This window comes from Cupriavidus sp. GW821-FHT02F09 (genome assembly GCF_059421605.1).
The window spans coordinates 18,074-31,790 of sequence record NZ_JBWKVH010000008.1; the positions used below are offsets into that span (position 1 = coordinate 18,074).

At 67.0% G+C, this 13,717-nt stretch carries 13 protein-coding genes; 6 read left to right on the forward strand and 7 right to left on the reverse strand.

Features of this window, described 5'->3' with window-relative positions:
- Window positions 1-53: 53 nt before the first annotated feature.
- Together AC07XB_RS11640 and AC07XB_RS11645 are read left to right on the forward strand one after the other, a co-directional pair.
- Entirely contained in the window at window positions 54-869 is an 816-nt protein-coding gene (locus tag AC07XB_RS11640; RefSeq protein WP_035875783.1) for an ABC transporter ATP-binding protein, read from the forward strand.
- A gap of 153 nt (window positions 870-1,022) precedes the next feature.
- Complete coding sequence (locus AC07XB_RS11645; protein ID WP_492375600.1) at window positions 1,023-2,273, forward strand: phenylacetate--CoA ligase family protein; 1,251 nt, start codon at window positions 1,023-1,025, stop codon at window positions 2,271-2,273.
- On the opposite strand, the gene AC07XB_RS11650 is transcribed toward AC07XB_RS11645, so the two are convergent.
- Together AC07XB_RS11650 and AC07XB_RS11655 are read right to left on the reverse strand one after the other, a co-directional pair.
- Window positions 2,264-2,716, reverse strand: a complete 453-nt coding sequence (locus AC07XB_RS11650; RefSeq protein ID WP_492375601.1) for a YbaN family protein — start codon at window positions 2,714-2,716, stop codon at window positions 2,264-2,266. The two genes, AC07XB_RS11645 and AC07XB_RS11650, sit on opposite strands and share 10 nt — an antisense overlap.
- A gap of 5 nt (window positions 2,717-2,721) precedes the next feature.
- Entirely contained in the window at window positions 2,722-3,699 is a 978-nt protein-coding gene (locus AC07XB_RS11655; RefSeq protein ID WP_183032018.1) for an NAD(P)H-dependent flavin oxidoreductase, read from the reverse strand.
- 290 nt (window positions 3,700-3,989) lie between these two features.
- Here AC07XB_RS11655 and AC07XB_RS11660 point away from each other — a divergent pair, with 290 nt between their 5' ends.
- Both AC07XB_RS11660 and AC07XB_RS11665 read left to right on the forward strand, forming a co-directional pair.
- Entirely contained in the window at window positions 3,990-4,877 is an 888-nt protein-coding gene (locus AC07XB_RS11660; RefSeq protein ID WP_492375602.1) for an RNA polymerase sigma-70 factor, read from the forward strand.
- A 140-nt stretch (window positions 4,878-5,017) separates the two neighbouring features.
- The gene (locus tag AC07XB_RS11665; RefSeq protein WP_416050346.1) at window positions 5,018-5,470 is read left to right on the forward strand and encodes a carboxymuconolactone decarboxylase family protein; all 453 of its coding nucleotides are present in this window, start codon (window positions 5,018-5,020) and stop codon (window positions 5,468-5,470) included.
- A 325-nt stretch (window positions 5,471-5,795) separates the two neighbouring features.
- Here the strand turns inward: AC07XB_RS11665 and AC07XB_RS11670 are convergent, their stop codons facing one another.
- The 5 genes from AC07XB_RS11670 to AC07XB_RS11690 all read right to left on the reverse strand — a co-directional run bounded on the left by AC07XB_RS11670 (window position 5,796) and on the right by AC07XB_RS11690 (window position 9,925).
- Complete coding sequence (locus AC07XB_RS11670) at window positions 5,796-6,989, reverse strand: class I SAM-dependent rRNA methyltransferase (protein WP_492375603.1); 1,194 nt, start codon at window positions 6,987-6,989, stop codon at window positions 5,796-5,798.
- Window positions 6,990-7,261: 272 nt separating this feature from the next.
- On the reverse strand, window positions 7,262-7,567 hold the full coding sequence (locus AC07XB_RS11675) for a YbeD family protein (RefSeq protein WP_183032022.1): 306 nt from the start codon (window positions 7,565-7,567) through the stop codon (window positions 7,262-7,264).
- 13 nt (window positions 7,568-7,580) lie between these two features.
- Window positions 7,581-8,789 (reverse strand): D-alanyl-D-alanine carboxypeptidase family protein, encoded by a 1,209-nt coding sequence (locus AC07XB_RS11680; protein WP_492374386.1) that lies wholly within the window; start codon window positions 8,787-8,789, stop codon window positions 7,581-7,583.
- A gap of 72 nt (window positions 8,790-8,861) precedes the next feature.
- Window positions 8,862-9,506, reverse strand: a complete 645-nt coding sequence (locus AC07XB_RS11685) for an alpha/beta hydrolase (RefSeq protein WP_441632226.1) — start codon at window positions 9,504-9,506, stop codon at window positions 8,862-8,864.
- Window positions 9,507-9,604: 98 nt separating this feature from the next.
- Window positions 9,605-9,925 (reverse strand): (2Fe-2S) ferredoxin domain-containing protein, encoded by a 321-nt coding sequence (locus AC07XB_RS11690; protein WP_267605322.1) that lies wholly within the window; start codon window positions 9,923-9,925, stop codon window positions 9,605-9,607.
- Window positions 9,926-10,345: 420 nt separating this feature from the next.
- On the opposite strand from AC07XB_RS11690, the gene AC07XB_RS11695 reads away from it, so the two are divergent.
- On the forward strand, window positions 10,346-11,647 hold the full coding sequence (locus AC07XB_RS11695) for a dicarboxylate/amino acid:cation symporter (protein ID WP_492810542.1): 1,302 nt from the start codon (window positions 10,346-10,348) through the stop codon (window positions 11,645-11,647).
- 82 nt (window positions 11,648-11,729) lie between these two features.
- Window positions 11,730-13,715, forward strand: coding sequence for a sensor histidine kinase (locus AC07XB_RS11700; RefSeq protein ID WP_492828780.1), 1,986 nt, complete (start codon window positions 11,730-11,732; stop codon window positions 13,713-13,715).
- Window positions 13,716-13,717 lie beyond the last annotated feature (2 nt).

A 13,717-nucleotide genomic window follows, 5' to 3' on the forward strand; every position in this document is an offset into this window, starting at 1 on the left:
CATGCGGGCGAGCGGAGATGAAGCCAGCCAGGAACCACCAACCGAGCCGCACCATGAGCCTGTTGTCCGTCAACAATATCGAAGTCATCTACGACCACGTCATCCTGGTGCTCAAGGGCGTTTCCCTCGACGTGCCCGAGGGGCGGATCGTGGCGCTGCTGGGCGCAAACGGCGCGGGCAAGACCACCACGCTCAAGGCCATCTCCAACCTGCTGCATGCCGAGCGCGGCGATGTCACCAAGGGCTCGATCGAGTACCGCGGCAACCGGGTCGACCGGCTTACGCCCAACGAGCTGGTCAAGCGCGGGGTGATCCAGGTGATGGAGGGGCGGCATTGCTTCGCCCACCTGACGCTGGAGGAAAACCTGCTGACCGGCGCCTATACGCGCGGCTTGTCGCGCAGCGAAACACGCGATGCGCTGGAGCGCATCTACGATTACTTCCCACGCCTGAAGACGCGCCGCAAGTCGCAGGCGGGCTACACCTCGGGCGGCGAGCAGCAGATGTGCGCGATCGGCCGGGCCATGATGGCCAAGCCCAGCATGATCCTGCTCGATGAGCCATCGATGGGGCTGGCGCCACAGATCGTGGAGGAGATCTTCGAGATCGTGCGCGACCTGAACCAGCGCGAGAAGGTCAGCTTCCTGCTGGCCGAGCAGAACACCATGGTGGCGCTGCGCTATGCGGACTACGGCTACATCCTGGAGAACGGCCGCGTGGTGATGGATGGCGCGGCCGAGGCGCTGCGCACGAATGAGGATGTGAAGGAGTTCTACCTGGGCGTCGCCGCGAATGATGGAGAGGGCGGCGGGAGAAGCTCCTTCCGTGACGTAAAGAGCTATCGCCGGCGCAAGCGCTGGCTCGCCTGAGCAGCGCGAACAAGCCTGCTGCGCGACCCGTGCGCGCCAGCGCTCCGCCAATCCGCCACGGGCCGCTCGCCACGGCTTGTTCGCCCTTCTCGATGCGCATCCGGCTTTAAACAGTACGGTTCATCACGCGACTACCTACGCGAACTACGCACCATGCCTGAATACTTCGATTCGCTTGAAACGCGCGCCCCGGCCGTCCGCACGCTGGCCTTGCTGGACGCATTGTCGCGCCAGGTTGCACATGCCAAGGCGCATGCGCCTTATTTTGCGGAGGTGCTGCGCGACGTGGATCCGCGCGCGCTGGACTCGCGCGCCGCGCTGGCGGCGCTGCCAGTGACGCGCAAGTCCGAGCTGACGGCTCGGCAGAGGATCATGCCGCCGCTGGGCGGGCTGAATGCGACGCCGCTCGGCGGCCTGCGCCACATCTTCCAGTCGCCCGGCCCGATCCACGAACCCGACGGGCATGGCGCCGACTGGTGGCGGATCGCGCGTGCCATGTTCGCGGCGGGCTTCCGCTCGGGCGATCTCGTCTACAACACCTTCTCCTACCACTTCACGCCGGCCGGCATGATGATGGAAACCGGCGCCCATCGGCTGGGGTGCTGTGTGTTCCCGGCGGGCGTGGGACAGACCGAATCGCAGGTGCAGGCGATGGCGAGCCTGCAGCCGGCGGCCTACGCGGGCACGCCATCCTTTCTCAAGCTGCTGCTGGAGAAGGGCGACGAGCTCGGCTTGCCCTGCCAGGGCCTGACGAAGGCGCTGGTGTCTGGCGAGGCATTGCCGCCATCGCTGCGCGCCTGGTTCACCGAGCGCGGCATCCGCGTGCAGCAGATGTACGGCAGCGCCGACGTGGGCCTGATCGCCTACGAGACCCAGGGCGGCGACGGCTGGGTGCTGGACGAGAACGTGCTGGTGGAGATCGTCGAGCCGGGCGGCACGCAGCCCATGCCTGACGGCGAGACCGGCGAGGTGGTGGTCACGGTGCTGGGCAATGGCGACTATCCGCTGATTCGCTTCGGCACGGGGGACCTGTCGGCGTTCGTGGCCGGTTCGAACGAGCGCGCCAGCCCGTGCGGGCGCACCAACCAGCGGCTCAAGGGCTGGCTGGGACGCGCCGACCAGACCACCAAGGTCAAGGGCATGTTCGTGCATCCCGGACAGGTGGGCGAGGTGGTGCGGCGCCATCCCGAGGTGCGTGCCGCGCGCCTGGTGGTGACGGGCAGCGTGGGTGCCGACGTGATGACGCTGCATTGCGACGCCGCGCGCGACGATGCGGCACTGGCGCAGGCCATTGGCGAATCGCTGCGCGAGGTGATGCGCCTGCGCGGCGAGGTGCGCTTCGTGGCAGCGGGCTCGCTGCCGCAGGATGGCAAGGTGATCGAGGACGCGCGGCGTTACGACTGAGCGCGGTTGCGGCCCGGGGACGGTGCCGCATGGCCGCCGGTGGGGCGCGTCGGCAGCCACAGCAGCCACGCGCTGACGGCCGCGGCGATGGTGACCAGCGTCAGCGAAGCCAGCGCTCGCTCGCGCATCAGCCATGCGGTGGTGCCCATCGACAGCCACATCATGCTGATGGCCAACTGCTTGGCGCGCAAGGGAATGCTGCGGTGGGCCTGCCAGTCACGCACCAGCGGGCCGAAGCGCGGATGCGCAAGCAGTCGCGCATGGAAACGCTCCGAGCCACGCGCGAAACACGCGGCGGCCAGCAAGACGAAGGGCGTGGTCGGCAGCACTGGCAGGAAGATGCCGACGATGCCCAGCAGCAGGCTGAGCACGCCAAGCGCCACCCACAGCCCGCGCAGCGCGCGTTGCCTGCGGCTGCGCACGGCGGGTGGGGCGGCTGGCAACGCGCTCAGACCGCGAGCCCCAGGCGGGCGCGCGCGTCGTTGTACTCGGCCTTCATGCGCGCCACGATTTCGCCAGCGGTGGGGATGTCGTGGATCTGGCCCACGCCCTGGCCGGCGCCCCAGACGTCCTTCCATGCCTTGGCCTTGGAGGCGCCGCTGGAAAAATCCATCTTGGTCTTGTCCGCCTGCGGCAGGTTGGCGGGATCCAGCCCCGAGGCCTCGATGCTCTCGCGGATGTAGTTGCCGTGCACGCCGGTAAACAGGTTGGTGTAGATGATGTCGGCCGCGGCGGAAGTGGTGATCGACTGCTTGTAGGACTCGCTGGCATGGGCTTCCTGCGAGGCAATGAAGCGGGTGCCGACGTAAGCGAAGTCCGCGCCCATGGCCTGCGCGGCCAGCACGGATTCGCCGGTAGCAATCGAGCCCGACAGTGCGATCACGCCGTCGAAGATCTTGCGCACTTCGCCCACCAGCGCGAACGGCGACAGCGTGCCGGCATGGCCGCCGGCGCCAGCCGCCACCAGGATCAGCCCGTCCACGCCGGCCTCGATCGCCTTCTCGGCGTGGCGGATGCTGATCACATCGTGCAGCACGATGCCGCCATAGCTGTGCACGGCGTCGATCATCTCCTTGGGCGGCGCGCGCAGCGAGGTGATGAAGATGGGCACCTTGTGGTCCACGCACACCTTGATGTCGTGCTCCAGGCGCACATTGGAGGTGTGCACGATCTGGTTGACGGCGATCGGCCCGACCGGCTTGCCCGGGTTGGCGGCGCGGAAGGCGGCGAGATCGTCTTCCATCTGGGTGAGCCAGTCGCCCAGCATCTCGGCAGGGCGCGCGTTCAGCGCGGGGAAGGAGCCGACGATGCCGGCCTTGCACTGCGCCAGCACCAGCTCGGGGTAGCTGACGATGAACATCGGCGAGGAAATCACGGGCAGCGCCAGGTTTTGCAGGACCTGGGGCAATTGTTTGGCGGCGGGCATGGCGTCTCCTGGACCACGAACGGGCGCCGGTGGCGCCCTGGATATGAACGATCGTTCGATTATAGGGAGTTTCGGCTGGCGGGCGTTAGACGGGCGTTAGAAGGGGCTGTCTACCGGGGGCCATCCACCGAGGCAAGCTGCGGGGACAGTCCTTGGGCCGAGTCTGCGCCGGAACCCGCACCGGCAGCAAGTAACATGGCGGCATGCATTTCGTGGCCGGCGCTGTCACAAAACGGCTGGCCGCCGCGTCTTGTATCCCTATCAACCACCGGACCATTATTGCCCCGATCATGCGTTCCAGCGCCTTGCCCGCCGACCCTGAGGTGTTCGCCACATTGCGTCCGCGCCTGTTTTCCATCGCTTACCGCATGCTCGGCACCCGGGCGGACGCCGAGGACGTGCTCCAGGATGCCTGGCTGCGCTGGGACCGAGCGGACCACGCCGCGCTGGCGTCGGCCGAGGCCTGGCTGGTCACGGTGGTCACGCGGCTGGCCATCGACCGCCTGCGCGCGGCCAAGGCCGAGCGCGAGGCCTATGTAGGGTGGTGGCTGCCCGAGCCGCTGGTGGAACTGGACGAGCGCACACCGGAGGCCGCGGCCGAGATGGCGAGTGAGCTGTCGGTGGCCTTCCTGTGGGTGCTGGAGCGCTTGTCCGCCGACGAACGCGCGGCCTTCCTGCTGCGGCAGGTGTTCGATCACGACTATGCCGAGATCGCGGCGCTGCTCGGCAAGAGCGAGGCTGCCTGCCGGCAGATGGTGCACCGGGCCTCAGAGCGCGTGCAGCAACAGCGCCCGCGCTTCGACGTGCCCAAAGACACCCATCGGCGCTTGCTGGAAACCTTCATGCAGGCCGCGCGCAGCGGCGAGATGGACGCCATCAAGGCGGTGCTGGCCGATGACGTGCAGATCATCGGCGATGGCGGCGGCAAGGTGACTTCGTTCGTCAAGGTGGTGCATGGCGCGGACAACATTGCCCGGCTGTACCGGCATATGGCTCAGCGTCATGGCGACGCGCAGGTCTACCGCTTCGCCTGGATCAACGGCGAGCCGGGATTGCTGCGCTATGTGGACGGGCAGCTTGAGTCCGCGCAGGCTTTCCTGATCGACGGCGAGCGCATTGCCGCGATCTACTCGGTGCGCAATCCGGACAAGCTGGCGGGCGTTCCTCCACTTTCTTGAGGTGCGCTGTCACAAATGCCTGGGCCCCCGCGTCTTGACTGCATGGGGGCCGCAAGGGGCGGCCTTCGCAACGCAAGCGGTCCCACGAGATCTCGCCGGATTTCACCGGATCTCACGAGCCCGCGCCAAAAGGCCAAGCCATGACCCACACCATCCGTCTCCCGTACTTCCAGCGCGCTCCCAAATCCTTCAAGGCACTGCTTGACCTGTCCGCCATCATCCAGAATGGCTTGCTCGGCAAGCGCCTTGTCGACCTGGTATTCCTGCGCGTGTCGCAAATCAACGGCTGCGGCTTCTGCATCGACATGCACTGGCGCGACCTGATCCGCCAGGAGGTGGATCCGCGCCATCTCAACGCCGTTGCCGGCTGGCGCGAAGCGCCGTTCTTCAGCGAGCGCGAGCGCGCGGCATTGCGCTGGGCGGAGATCGTCACCGCCACGCCGCACAGCGACGCGAGCGACGAGGAGTTTGCCGCTTTGCGCGCGCACTTTTCCGATGAAGAGATCGCCGAGCTTGGCTTTGCCATTGTCACGATCAACGCGTGGAATCTGCTCAATGTGAGCTTTCGCAACCCGATCCCGGAAAAGGCATGACGCGCAAAAAGGCATAGCGCCAGCCCGCAGCTCGCGCGTGTCGTCCTTGCCTTCACCGCGTACGCTGTAGCCCTCCCCGGGCGGAACGGCGAACAAAAAAAACCCCGCTACGCCGCGGGGCAACTACCACGAAGACTGATAGGAAGAGGCGGGAGGGCACCTGCCAATGCCGCATCCGCACAGCGGACTATAGGCGGCGTTTATGACGGACTGAAGGCGCTCGCGTGAAGACGGGATGACGGCCGCAAGCGCGGCGTGCCCATGAAAAAACGGCGCCCCGGGGCGCCGTCTCTTCCTGGCCTGTCGCTTCGGGTTCAGACCCGTTTCAGATCTTTTCCAGCAACAGGCCCTTGAGGTACTCGCCTTCGGGGAAGGCTGCCAGCATCGGGTGATCGGTGCCGGCCGAGAGGCGTCGCAGGATGCGCGCATCGGCGCGGGCATCGGTCGCCGCGCCCGCCACGATCTTCTGGAACAGCTCCATGCTGATCGCGCCGGAACATGAGTAGGTGAACAGCAGGCCACCCGGGCGCAGCAACTGCAGGCCGACCAGGTTGATCTCCTTGTAGGCGCGCGCGGCGCGGTCGATGTGCTGGGCCGACGGCGCGAACTTGGGCGGGTCCAGCACGATCAGGTCGAACTGGCGGCCGTCGGCGCGGAACTGGCGCAGCGACTTGAACACATCGGCGTCGAGCCAGGCCGCACGCTCGGGGTCGAAGCCGTTGAGGGCGACGTTGCCCGCGGCGGTCTTGAGCGCCTCGCCGGAGGAGTCGATCGAGGTCACCGACGTGGCGCCGCCGCGCAGCGCCGCCAGCGAGAAGCCGCCGGTGTAGCAGAAGCAGTTGAGCACTTCGCGGCCATTGGCCAGATCGCCTACCAGCTTGCGGTTGTCGCGCTGGTCGACATAGAAGCCGGTCTTGTGGCCGCTCTTCACGTCCACGTAATAGCGCACGCCGTGCTCGGTCACGCTGAGTTCGGGGTCAGGCTCGGCGCCGGCCAGCACGCCGGTCACCAGCGGCAAGCCTTCGCGCTCGCGCACGGCGGCGTCGGAGCGCTCGTACACGTTCGGGCAGCCGGTTTCCTTGACCAGCGCCTGCACCAGCGCGTCCTTCCAGGCTTCGACCCCGGCCGCGTTGAACTGGCACACCAGCTGGCCGTTGGCGCCGCTACCGTAGTAGTCGACGATCAGGCCCGGCAGGCGGTCGGATTCACCGAAGATCAGGCGCACGGCGTCGCTGTCTTTCACCCACTGCTTGCGATGCGCAAGGGCGGCGGACACGCGCCGCTTGAACATGGCGTGATCGACCGGCTCGTTCTCGTCGAAGCTCCACACCCGCACGCGAATCTGGGAAGAGGGGCTGTACGCCCCGCGCGCCAGGAAGCGGCCGTCGGCGGCGCGCACGATCACGGTACTGCCGGGCTCGCAGCGGCCTTCGACGGTATCCACGCCGGTGGCGTAGACCCAGGGGTGGCGGCGCAGCAAGGATTTTTCCTTGCCGGGCTTGAGGGTGATGGTGTTCATGATTTGTTGTATTAGGCGCCAGACGAAGCCGAGCGAACAGGCCAGCCCGGTCCGAAGTGCCTGATTGTTGTTACTCCCTCTCCCCTCGGGGGGAGAGGGGCGGGGAGAGGGGTGGCTTAGCTAGGAGCCACAACAAGCGGAGCCAGTGTTTTTGTCCAGCACGGTAGCCATGGATACGCTCGCCCTCTTCCGCCACGCGGGAGAGGGGAGCCACGCAGTGCATGGCGGGAGGATGACGGCAAGCTCGCCGGCCCCCTACACCGCTTAACCGGCTACAGCACCACCTTCACCATCGGGTGCGACGTCAGCGCGCGGTACAGCTCGTCGAGCTGTTCGCGGCTGGTGACCCAGACCGTGACGGTCAGGCCGAGGTAGTTGCCCTTGGCTGAAGGGCGCATCTCCATCTTGCCGGCGTGGAAGTCGGGATCGAAGCCTTGCACCAGCGTCACGATGGCTTCGGCAAAGCCATCCTGCATGCTGCCCATCACCTTGATGGGGAAATGGCTGGGGTACTCGATCAGCGACTCGGCCGGCGGGATGTCGCCCGGCTTGCCCTGGTCGGAATTGTCGGCGCTCATTTCAATGCCCTCCTTACTTGCGCTTGAACCACAAGCGGATGGTATCCCACAGGCGGCCGAAGAAGCCGGCCTCGGGCACGTCTTCCAGCGCTACCACCGGGAACTCGGCTACCTTGGTGGCGCCGTCCATCAGCTTGACCGTGCCGACCTGCTGGCCGGCGGTGAGCGGCGCCACCAGCAGTTCCTGGCGCTCCAGCACCGGCTTGATGCGCCCGCCCGTGCCCTTGGGCACGGTGATGTAGGTCTCGTCCTTGACGCCGATCTTGACGGTGGGTGCCTTGCCCTTGTAGATGTCCGGCGTGGCCAGCACCTGGCCGCGGTCGTACAGGCGCAGCGTGTCGAAGAACTGGAAGCCGTAGTTCAGGATCTTCAGGCTTTCCTGCGTGCGGACCGCTTCGGTGGTGGTGCCGATCACGATCGAGACCAGCCGGCGCGAGCCGTTAGGCACATTGGCCAGCGGACGCTTGGCCGAGGAGATCAGGCAATAGCCGGCCGACTTGGTGTGGCCGGTCTTGAGGCCGTCCACGGTGGGGTCGATGTAGAGCAGGCGGTTGCGGTTGGGCTGGCGGATCTTGTTGTAGGTGAATTCCTTCTGCGAGTACATGCTGTAGTACTCGGGGAAGTCCTTGATGATCCGCGTGGTCAGCGTGGCCAGGTCCATGGCCGTGGTGTAGTGGTTCGGGTCGGGGATGCCGTCGGTGTTGCTGAAGTGGGTGTTCTTCATGCCCATGCGCTGGGCCTCGCGATTCATCATCGCCACGAAGCCCTCTTCCGAGCCGCCCACGGCTTCGGCCAGCGCCAGCGCCGCGTCATTGCCCGATTGCACGATCAGGCCCAGCAGCAGGTCCTGCACGCTGACCGGCTTGTTGGCTTCCAGGAACATGCGGGATTCGTCGCTCTTGACCTTCTGCACGATCGTGGTCGGCACCACGGTCTGGTCCAGCGTGAGGCGCTTTTCCTTGAGTGCCGAGAAAGCCAGGTAGGCGGTCATCAGCTTGGTCAGCGAAGCCGGCTCGATGCGCACATCGGCGTTCTGCGAAGCCAGGGCCTGGCCGCTGGTGACGTCAAACAGCATCCAGGACTTGGCCGCCACCTGCGGCATCGGCACGCCCTGGGCGCGCACGGGAGCCGGGGCAAGCACGACGGCGGCGCCGACGATGGCTGCTGTGACCAGGGCGGATGTGTTGGCGGACGCGAAAAGCGGCGTGGCTCTATTCAACATGTTTCAGTTTCCGGCAAAAAAAAGGGGCGGGGAGTGCATCCGGTGACATGGCGGGGCGGCGCGCCGCCCCCGTCACTGGTCCCACGCATTGACGACGAGCTGCTTGATCAGGTGCAGCTTGCGATGAAAGAAGTGGTCGGCGCCGGGGATCACGATCACCGGCAGTTCCTGCGGACGGGCCCAGTCGAACACGCTCGCCAGCGGCACGGTATCGTCCTGCTCGCCGTGGATGACGATGGTGTCGGCCGGCACGTGGGCGACTTCCCAGCGGCTGGCGGCGGTGCCCACCATGGCCAGGCGCTGCACCGGCGTGCCTGCCTCGGCCAGGCGCCTGGCGACGTGGCTGGCCACGAAGCTGCCAAACGAGAAGCCGGCCAGCGCCAGCGGCAGCGTGGCGGCATCCGGCGACCACGCGGACTGGGTGCGCATCCAGTCGATGACAGCCAGCAGGTCGTCCTGCTCGCCCACGCCGTTGTCGTGGCTGCCGGCGGTGCCGCCGACGCCGCGGAAGTTCGGGCGCACGGTGGCGTAGCCAAGCTGCACGAAACTGCGTGCCAGCGTCTGCGCTACCTTGTTGTCCTTGGTGCCGCCGAACAGCGGATGCGGGTGGGCCACCAGCGCGAGCCCGCGCGGGGCGCCGGCCTGGGGCAGGTCGACTGAAACGTCGATGGCGCCGACGGGGCCGGCGACGGTAAGTACCTGGGTATGCGCGTTCATGGAAACAGGAAGCAGGGTGGCTGGCTCTGGCGCCGTGGCGCCCGGGTTTCAGTGATTCAGCGTTTCAGCGTCTCGGCCGAGGCCGGGGCTGAGGTCAATCAGTGATCGACCATCAGGCGTTCGACCGGCTTGCCGCCCACCAGATGGCTCTCGATGATCTCGTCGATGTCCTGCTCGTCGACGAAGGTGTACCAGACGGCCTCGGGATAGACCACCAGCACCGGCCCGAGTTCACAGCGGTTCAGGCAGCCAGCCTTGTTGATGCGCACGCGGCCTTCGCCGCCGGAGATGCCAAGCGCCTTGCAGCGCTTCTTGGCGTATTCCTGCATGGCCTGGGCGTTATGCGCGCCGCAGCAGGCGCCGCCGTCCTCGCGCTGGTTGAGGCAGAAGAAAACGTGGTGCTGGTAGTGGCTGCGCATGCGTGGTGGGCGTATCGGCGGCGGCAACACAGCAGGCAAAGAGTGCCCGGGGCGCGCGCCGGCCGCCAGGAATGGGTGGAAGGGCTGAATTATACGGCGTCATGGGGGGCGGTTCGACGCTTTGGGGACCCACTTCGATGCCGCGCGTGTGCCGCGCGTACTGCGCCGCGGCCACGGGTGGCGTCGCGCGCACCCGCACCGGCCGGATCGTCCGGATCTCCGGACGGCCGGATTCCGGAATTCCGGAAAATCGGAGTGAGGCGTCGTCCGCTTTGCCAGCTTCCTTTTGAAATCAGTCACTTGGCGACACCGGCCGGCCTGGCACGGCGGTTGCGATGCTTAAGGCAGACGCGCTCCATTTGCAGGGCGCGCGAACCTGCCGCTGTGCGGCGGCGGGCACGGTCAAATACCGAGGACGACATCATGAGGAAACCCTTTTACAAGATCCTGTACGTGCAGGTGCTGTTCGCCATCGCGGTGGGCATCGTGCTCGGGCATTTCTGGCCCGCTACGGGCGTAGCCATGAAGCCGCTGGGGGATGGCTTCATCAAGCTGATCAAGATGATCATCGGTCCGATCATCTTCTGTACCGTGGTGTCCGGCATCGCCGGCATGCGCGACATGAAGAAGGTGGGCCGGGTCGGCGGCAAGGCGCTGCTGTACTTCGAGGTGATCTCCACCTTCGCGCTGCTGATCGGCCTGCTGTCCGCGCACCTGCTCAAGCCGGGCGTGGGATTCAACATCGATCCGGCCACGCTCGACACCAAGGCGATCTCGCAGTACGTGACGCAGGCGCATGGCCAGAGCACGGTCGAGTTCTTCATGCACATCATCCCGGACACGATGGTCAGCGCGTTCGCCAATGGCGACATCCTGCAGATCCTGCTGATTTCCCTGTTCTTCGGCTCGGCGCTGGCGGCCATGGGTGACCGCTCGAAGATCGTGTTCGACTTCGTCGAGCAGGTCTCCAAGGTGTTCTTCCACATCGTTCACGTGATTACCAAGGTGGCCCCGCTGGGCGCGTTCGGCGCGATGGCCTTTACTATCGGCAAGTACGGCCTGGGCTCGCTGGTGCCGCTGCTCAAGCTGATCGGCACCTTCTACTTCACCGCGATCGTCTTCGTGGTGGTGGTGCTGGGCACGGTTGCGCGCCTGACAGGCTTCAACATCTTCCGTTTCATCTCCTACATCAAGGAGGAACTGCTGATCGTGCTGGGCACCAGCTCGTCGGAGGCGGCGCTGCCGCACCTGATGGAAAAGCTGGAAAAGCTGGGCTGCTCCAAATCGGTGGTGGGGCTGGTGGTGCCCACGGGTTACTCCTTCAACCTGGATGGCACCAACATCTACATGACCATGGCGGTGCTCTTCATCGCCCAGGCCACCGGCATCGAACTCACGTTGCTGCAGCAGCTCACCGTCCTGGGCGTGGCCATGATCACCTCCAAGGGCGCCAGCGGCGTGACCGGCTCCGGCTTCATCACGCTGGCCGCCACGCTGGCGGTGGTGCCGGACATTCCGGTGGCGGGCATGGTGCTGATCCTCGGTATCGACCGCTTCATGAGCGAATGCCGCGCGCTGACCAATATCATCGGCAATGGCGTGGCGACGGTGGTGATGTCGGCGTGGGAGCACGAACTCGACCGCGCGCAGCTTGACCGCATGCTGCGCCATGGCGGCGATGAAACGGCCGAACTTGCCGAAGCCGGCCCCGGCGTCCGCTGAGGTCCCGGCCTCCGGAGCGGCGGCGCCAGCCGGCGCCGCTCGCCAGCGGGTATCATCGGCGCGTGTCCCTTCGCATGCGCCGATGCCACATTCCGACGATTTCCTCGCCGTGCATGATCCCGCTTCCGCCCGCCTGGTGCATGCGCCAGGCGATGGCGGCGGAACCTGGCGGGGCTTTGCCGCGGCGCTCGCCGTCGGCCTGGTCGTCCTGTGCTCGCTGACCTGGCTGGTTTCGATGCAGCGCGGCATCGACGGGCTGCAGCAAGCCACGGCCACCCGCGCCGATCGTTACGCGGCCACGCTGGAAAGCACGCTCGACCGCTACGAGTTCCTCCCCGCGCTGGTCTCGCTCCATCCCTTTGTCCATGACCTGCTGGCCGCGCCAGGCGATCCCGTGCGCGTGGCGGCGGCCAACCGCTACCTGTCCGAAGTCAACCGTCGCGCGCGGGCTTCGGCCACCTATGTCATTGCCGCCAACGGCCTCGCGCTGGCCGCCAGCAACCATGACGAGCCGGGCAGCTTTGTCGGCACCGATTACCGCTTCCGGCCTTACTTCCAGAGCGCATCGCGCGGGGAGATCGGGCGGTTCTACGCCATCGGCATCACCAGCGATGAGCCCGGCTACTATATTGCGCAGCCCGTGAAGGTGGGGGGGCGCGTGGTGGGCGTGACCGTGGTCAAGCTCAACCTGGAGTGGTTCCAGCGCGCTGGCGCCGGCGGCGCCGAGCCGGTGATGGTGAGCGACGAGCATGGCGTGATCTTCCTTTCCTCGGTGCCCGCCTGGCAGTACCGCACCTTGCAGCCGCTGCCAAGCGAGCTGCAAACCGAGCTGGACCGCACGCGCCAGTACCATGACCAGGAGGTCAGGCCGCTGCCGCTGGAGGCGCTGCAATCCCCCGTTACGCAATGGCTCGGCCGGACCGTGCTGGGCGAGGGCGCGCGGCTGGTGCGCATCGGTACCGGCAGCAACGCCGAGCGCTACCTCGAGATCAGCCGCAAGGTGGGCCCGGCCGACTGGACCATGCAGGTGATGGCCGCGCTGGACCCGGTGCTGGCCAGCGCGCGCAATGCCACCGTCGGGGCGGCGCTGGCCTATGCCTGCATGTGCCTGCTGCTGTTCAACTGGCGCCAGCGCCGGCAGCGCGCGCGCGATATCGAATACGGCAGGCGCCTGCTCGAAGCCGCCTACGACGAGCTGGAGCGCCGGGTGGAGGCGCGCACCGCCGACCTGATGGCCATCAACGAGCAGCTGGAAGCCGAGGTGGCGGAGCGCACCCGCGCCGAGAGCGAGCTGCGCGCGGCGCAGGATGAACTGGTGCAGGCCAGCAAGCTGGCGGCGCTGGGCCAGATGGCCGCGGGCATCACACATGAGCTGAACCAGCCGCTGGCGGCCCTGCGCACGTTTTCCGACAACACCCGCGTGCTGCTCGAGCGCGGGCAGCTCGATGCGGCCGCCGGCAACCTCGTTGCCATCGCCGACCTCACCACGCGCATGGGCAAGATTACCGGGCAGCTCAAGCTGTTCGCCGGCAAGGCGCGCCAGCGACGGCACGCGGTGCATGTGCGCGCCGCGCTGGACCACGTGCTGGCGCTGATGGCCCCGCGCCTGGCCCATGTTGCGCTGAAGGTGGAGGGCTTGTCCCAGCCGCCCGGGCCGGCGGTGTGGGCCGATGAGCTCAAGCTCGAGCAGGTGCTGCTCAACCTGATCGGCAACGCCCTCGATGCGCTGGCAACCGCGGCGCCGCACGCGCCCTGCGTGGAAGTGGCTGTGAGCGAGCACGGCGGCACGGTCAGCATCGCGGTGCGCGACAATGGCACCGGCATCGCGGCCGACGCCTTGCCACGACTGTTCGAACCCTTCTTCACCACCAAGGAGATCGGCCAGGGACTCGGCCTGGGACTGGCCATTTCGTCGTCCATCGTGCGCGAGTTCGGCGGGCAGCTGAGCGCGGCCGACCGGCCCGGCGGCGGCGCGGAATTCGTGGTGATGCTGCGGCGCGCGCCCGCGCCCGAAGGCGCCGCGCCCCGCGACGCCGCCACTTCCATCTCTCCCACCCATACTGAGTGAGC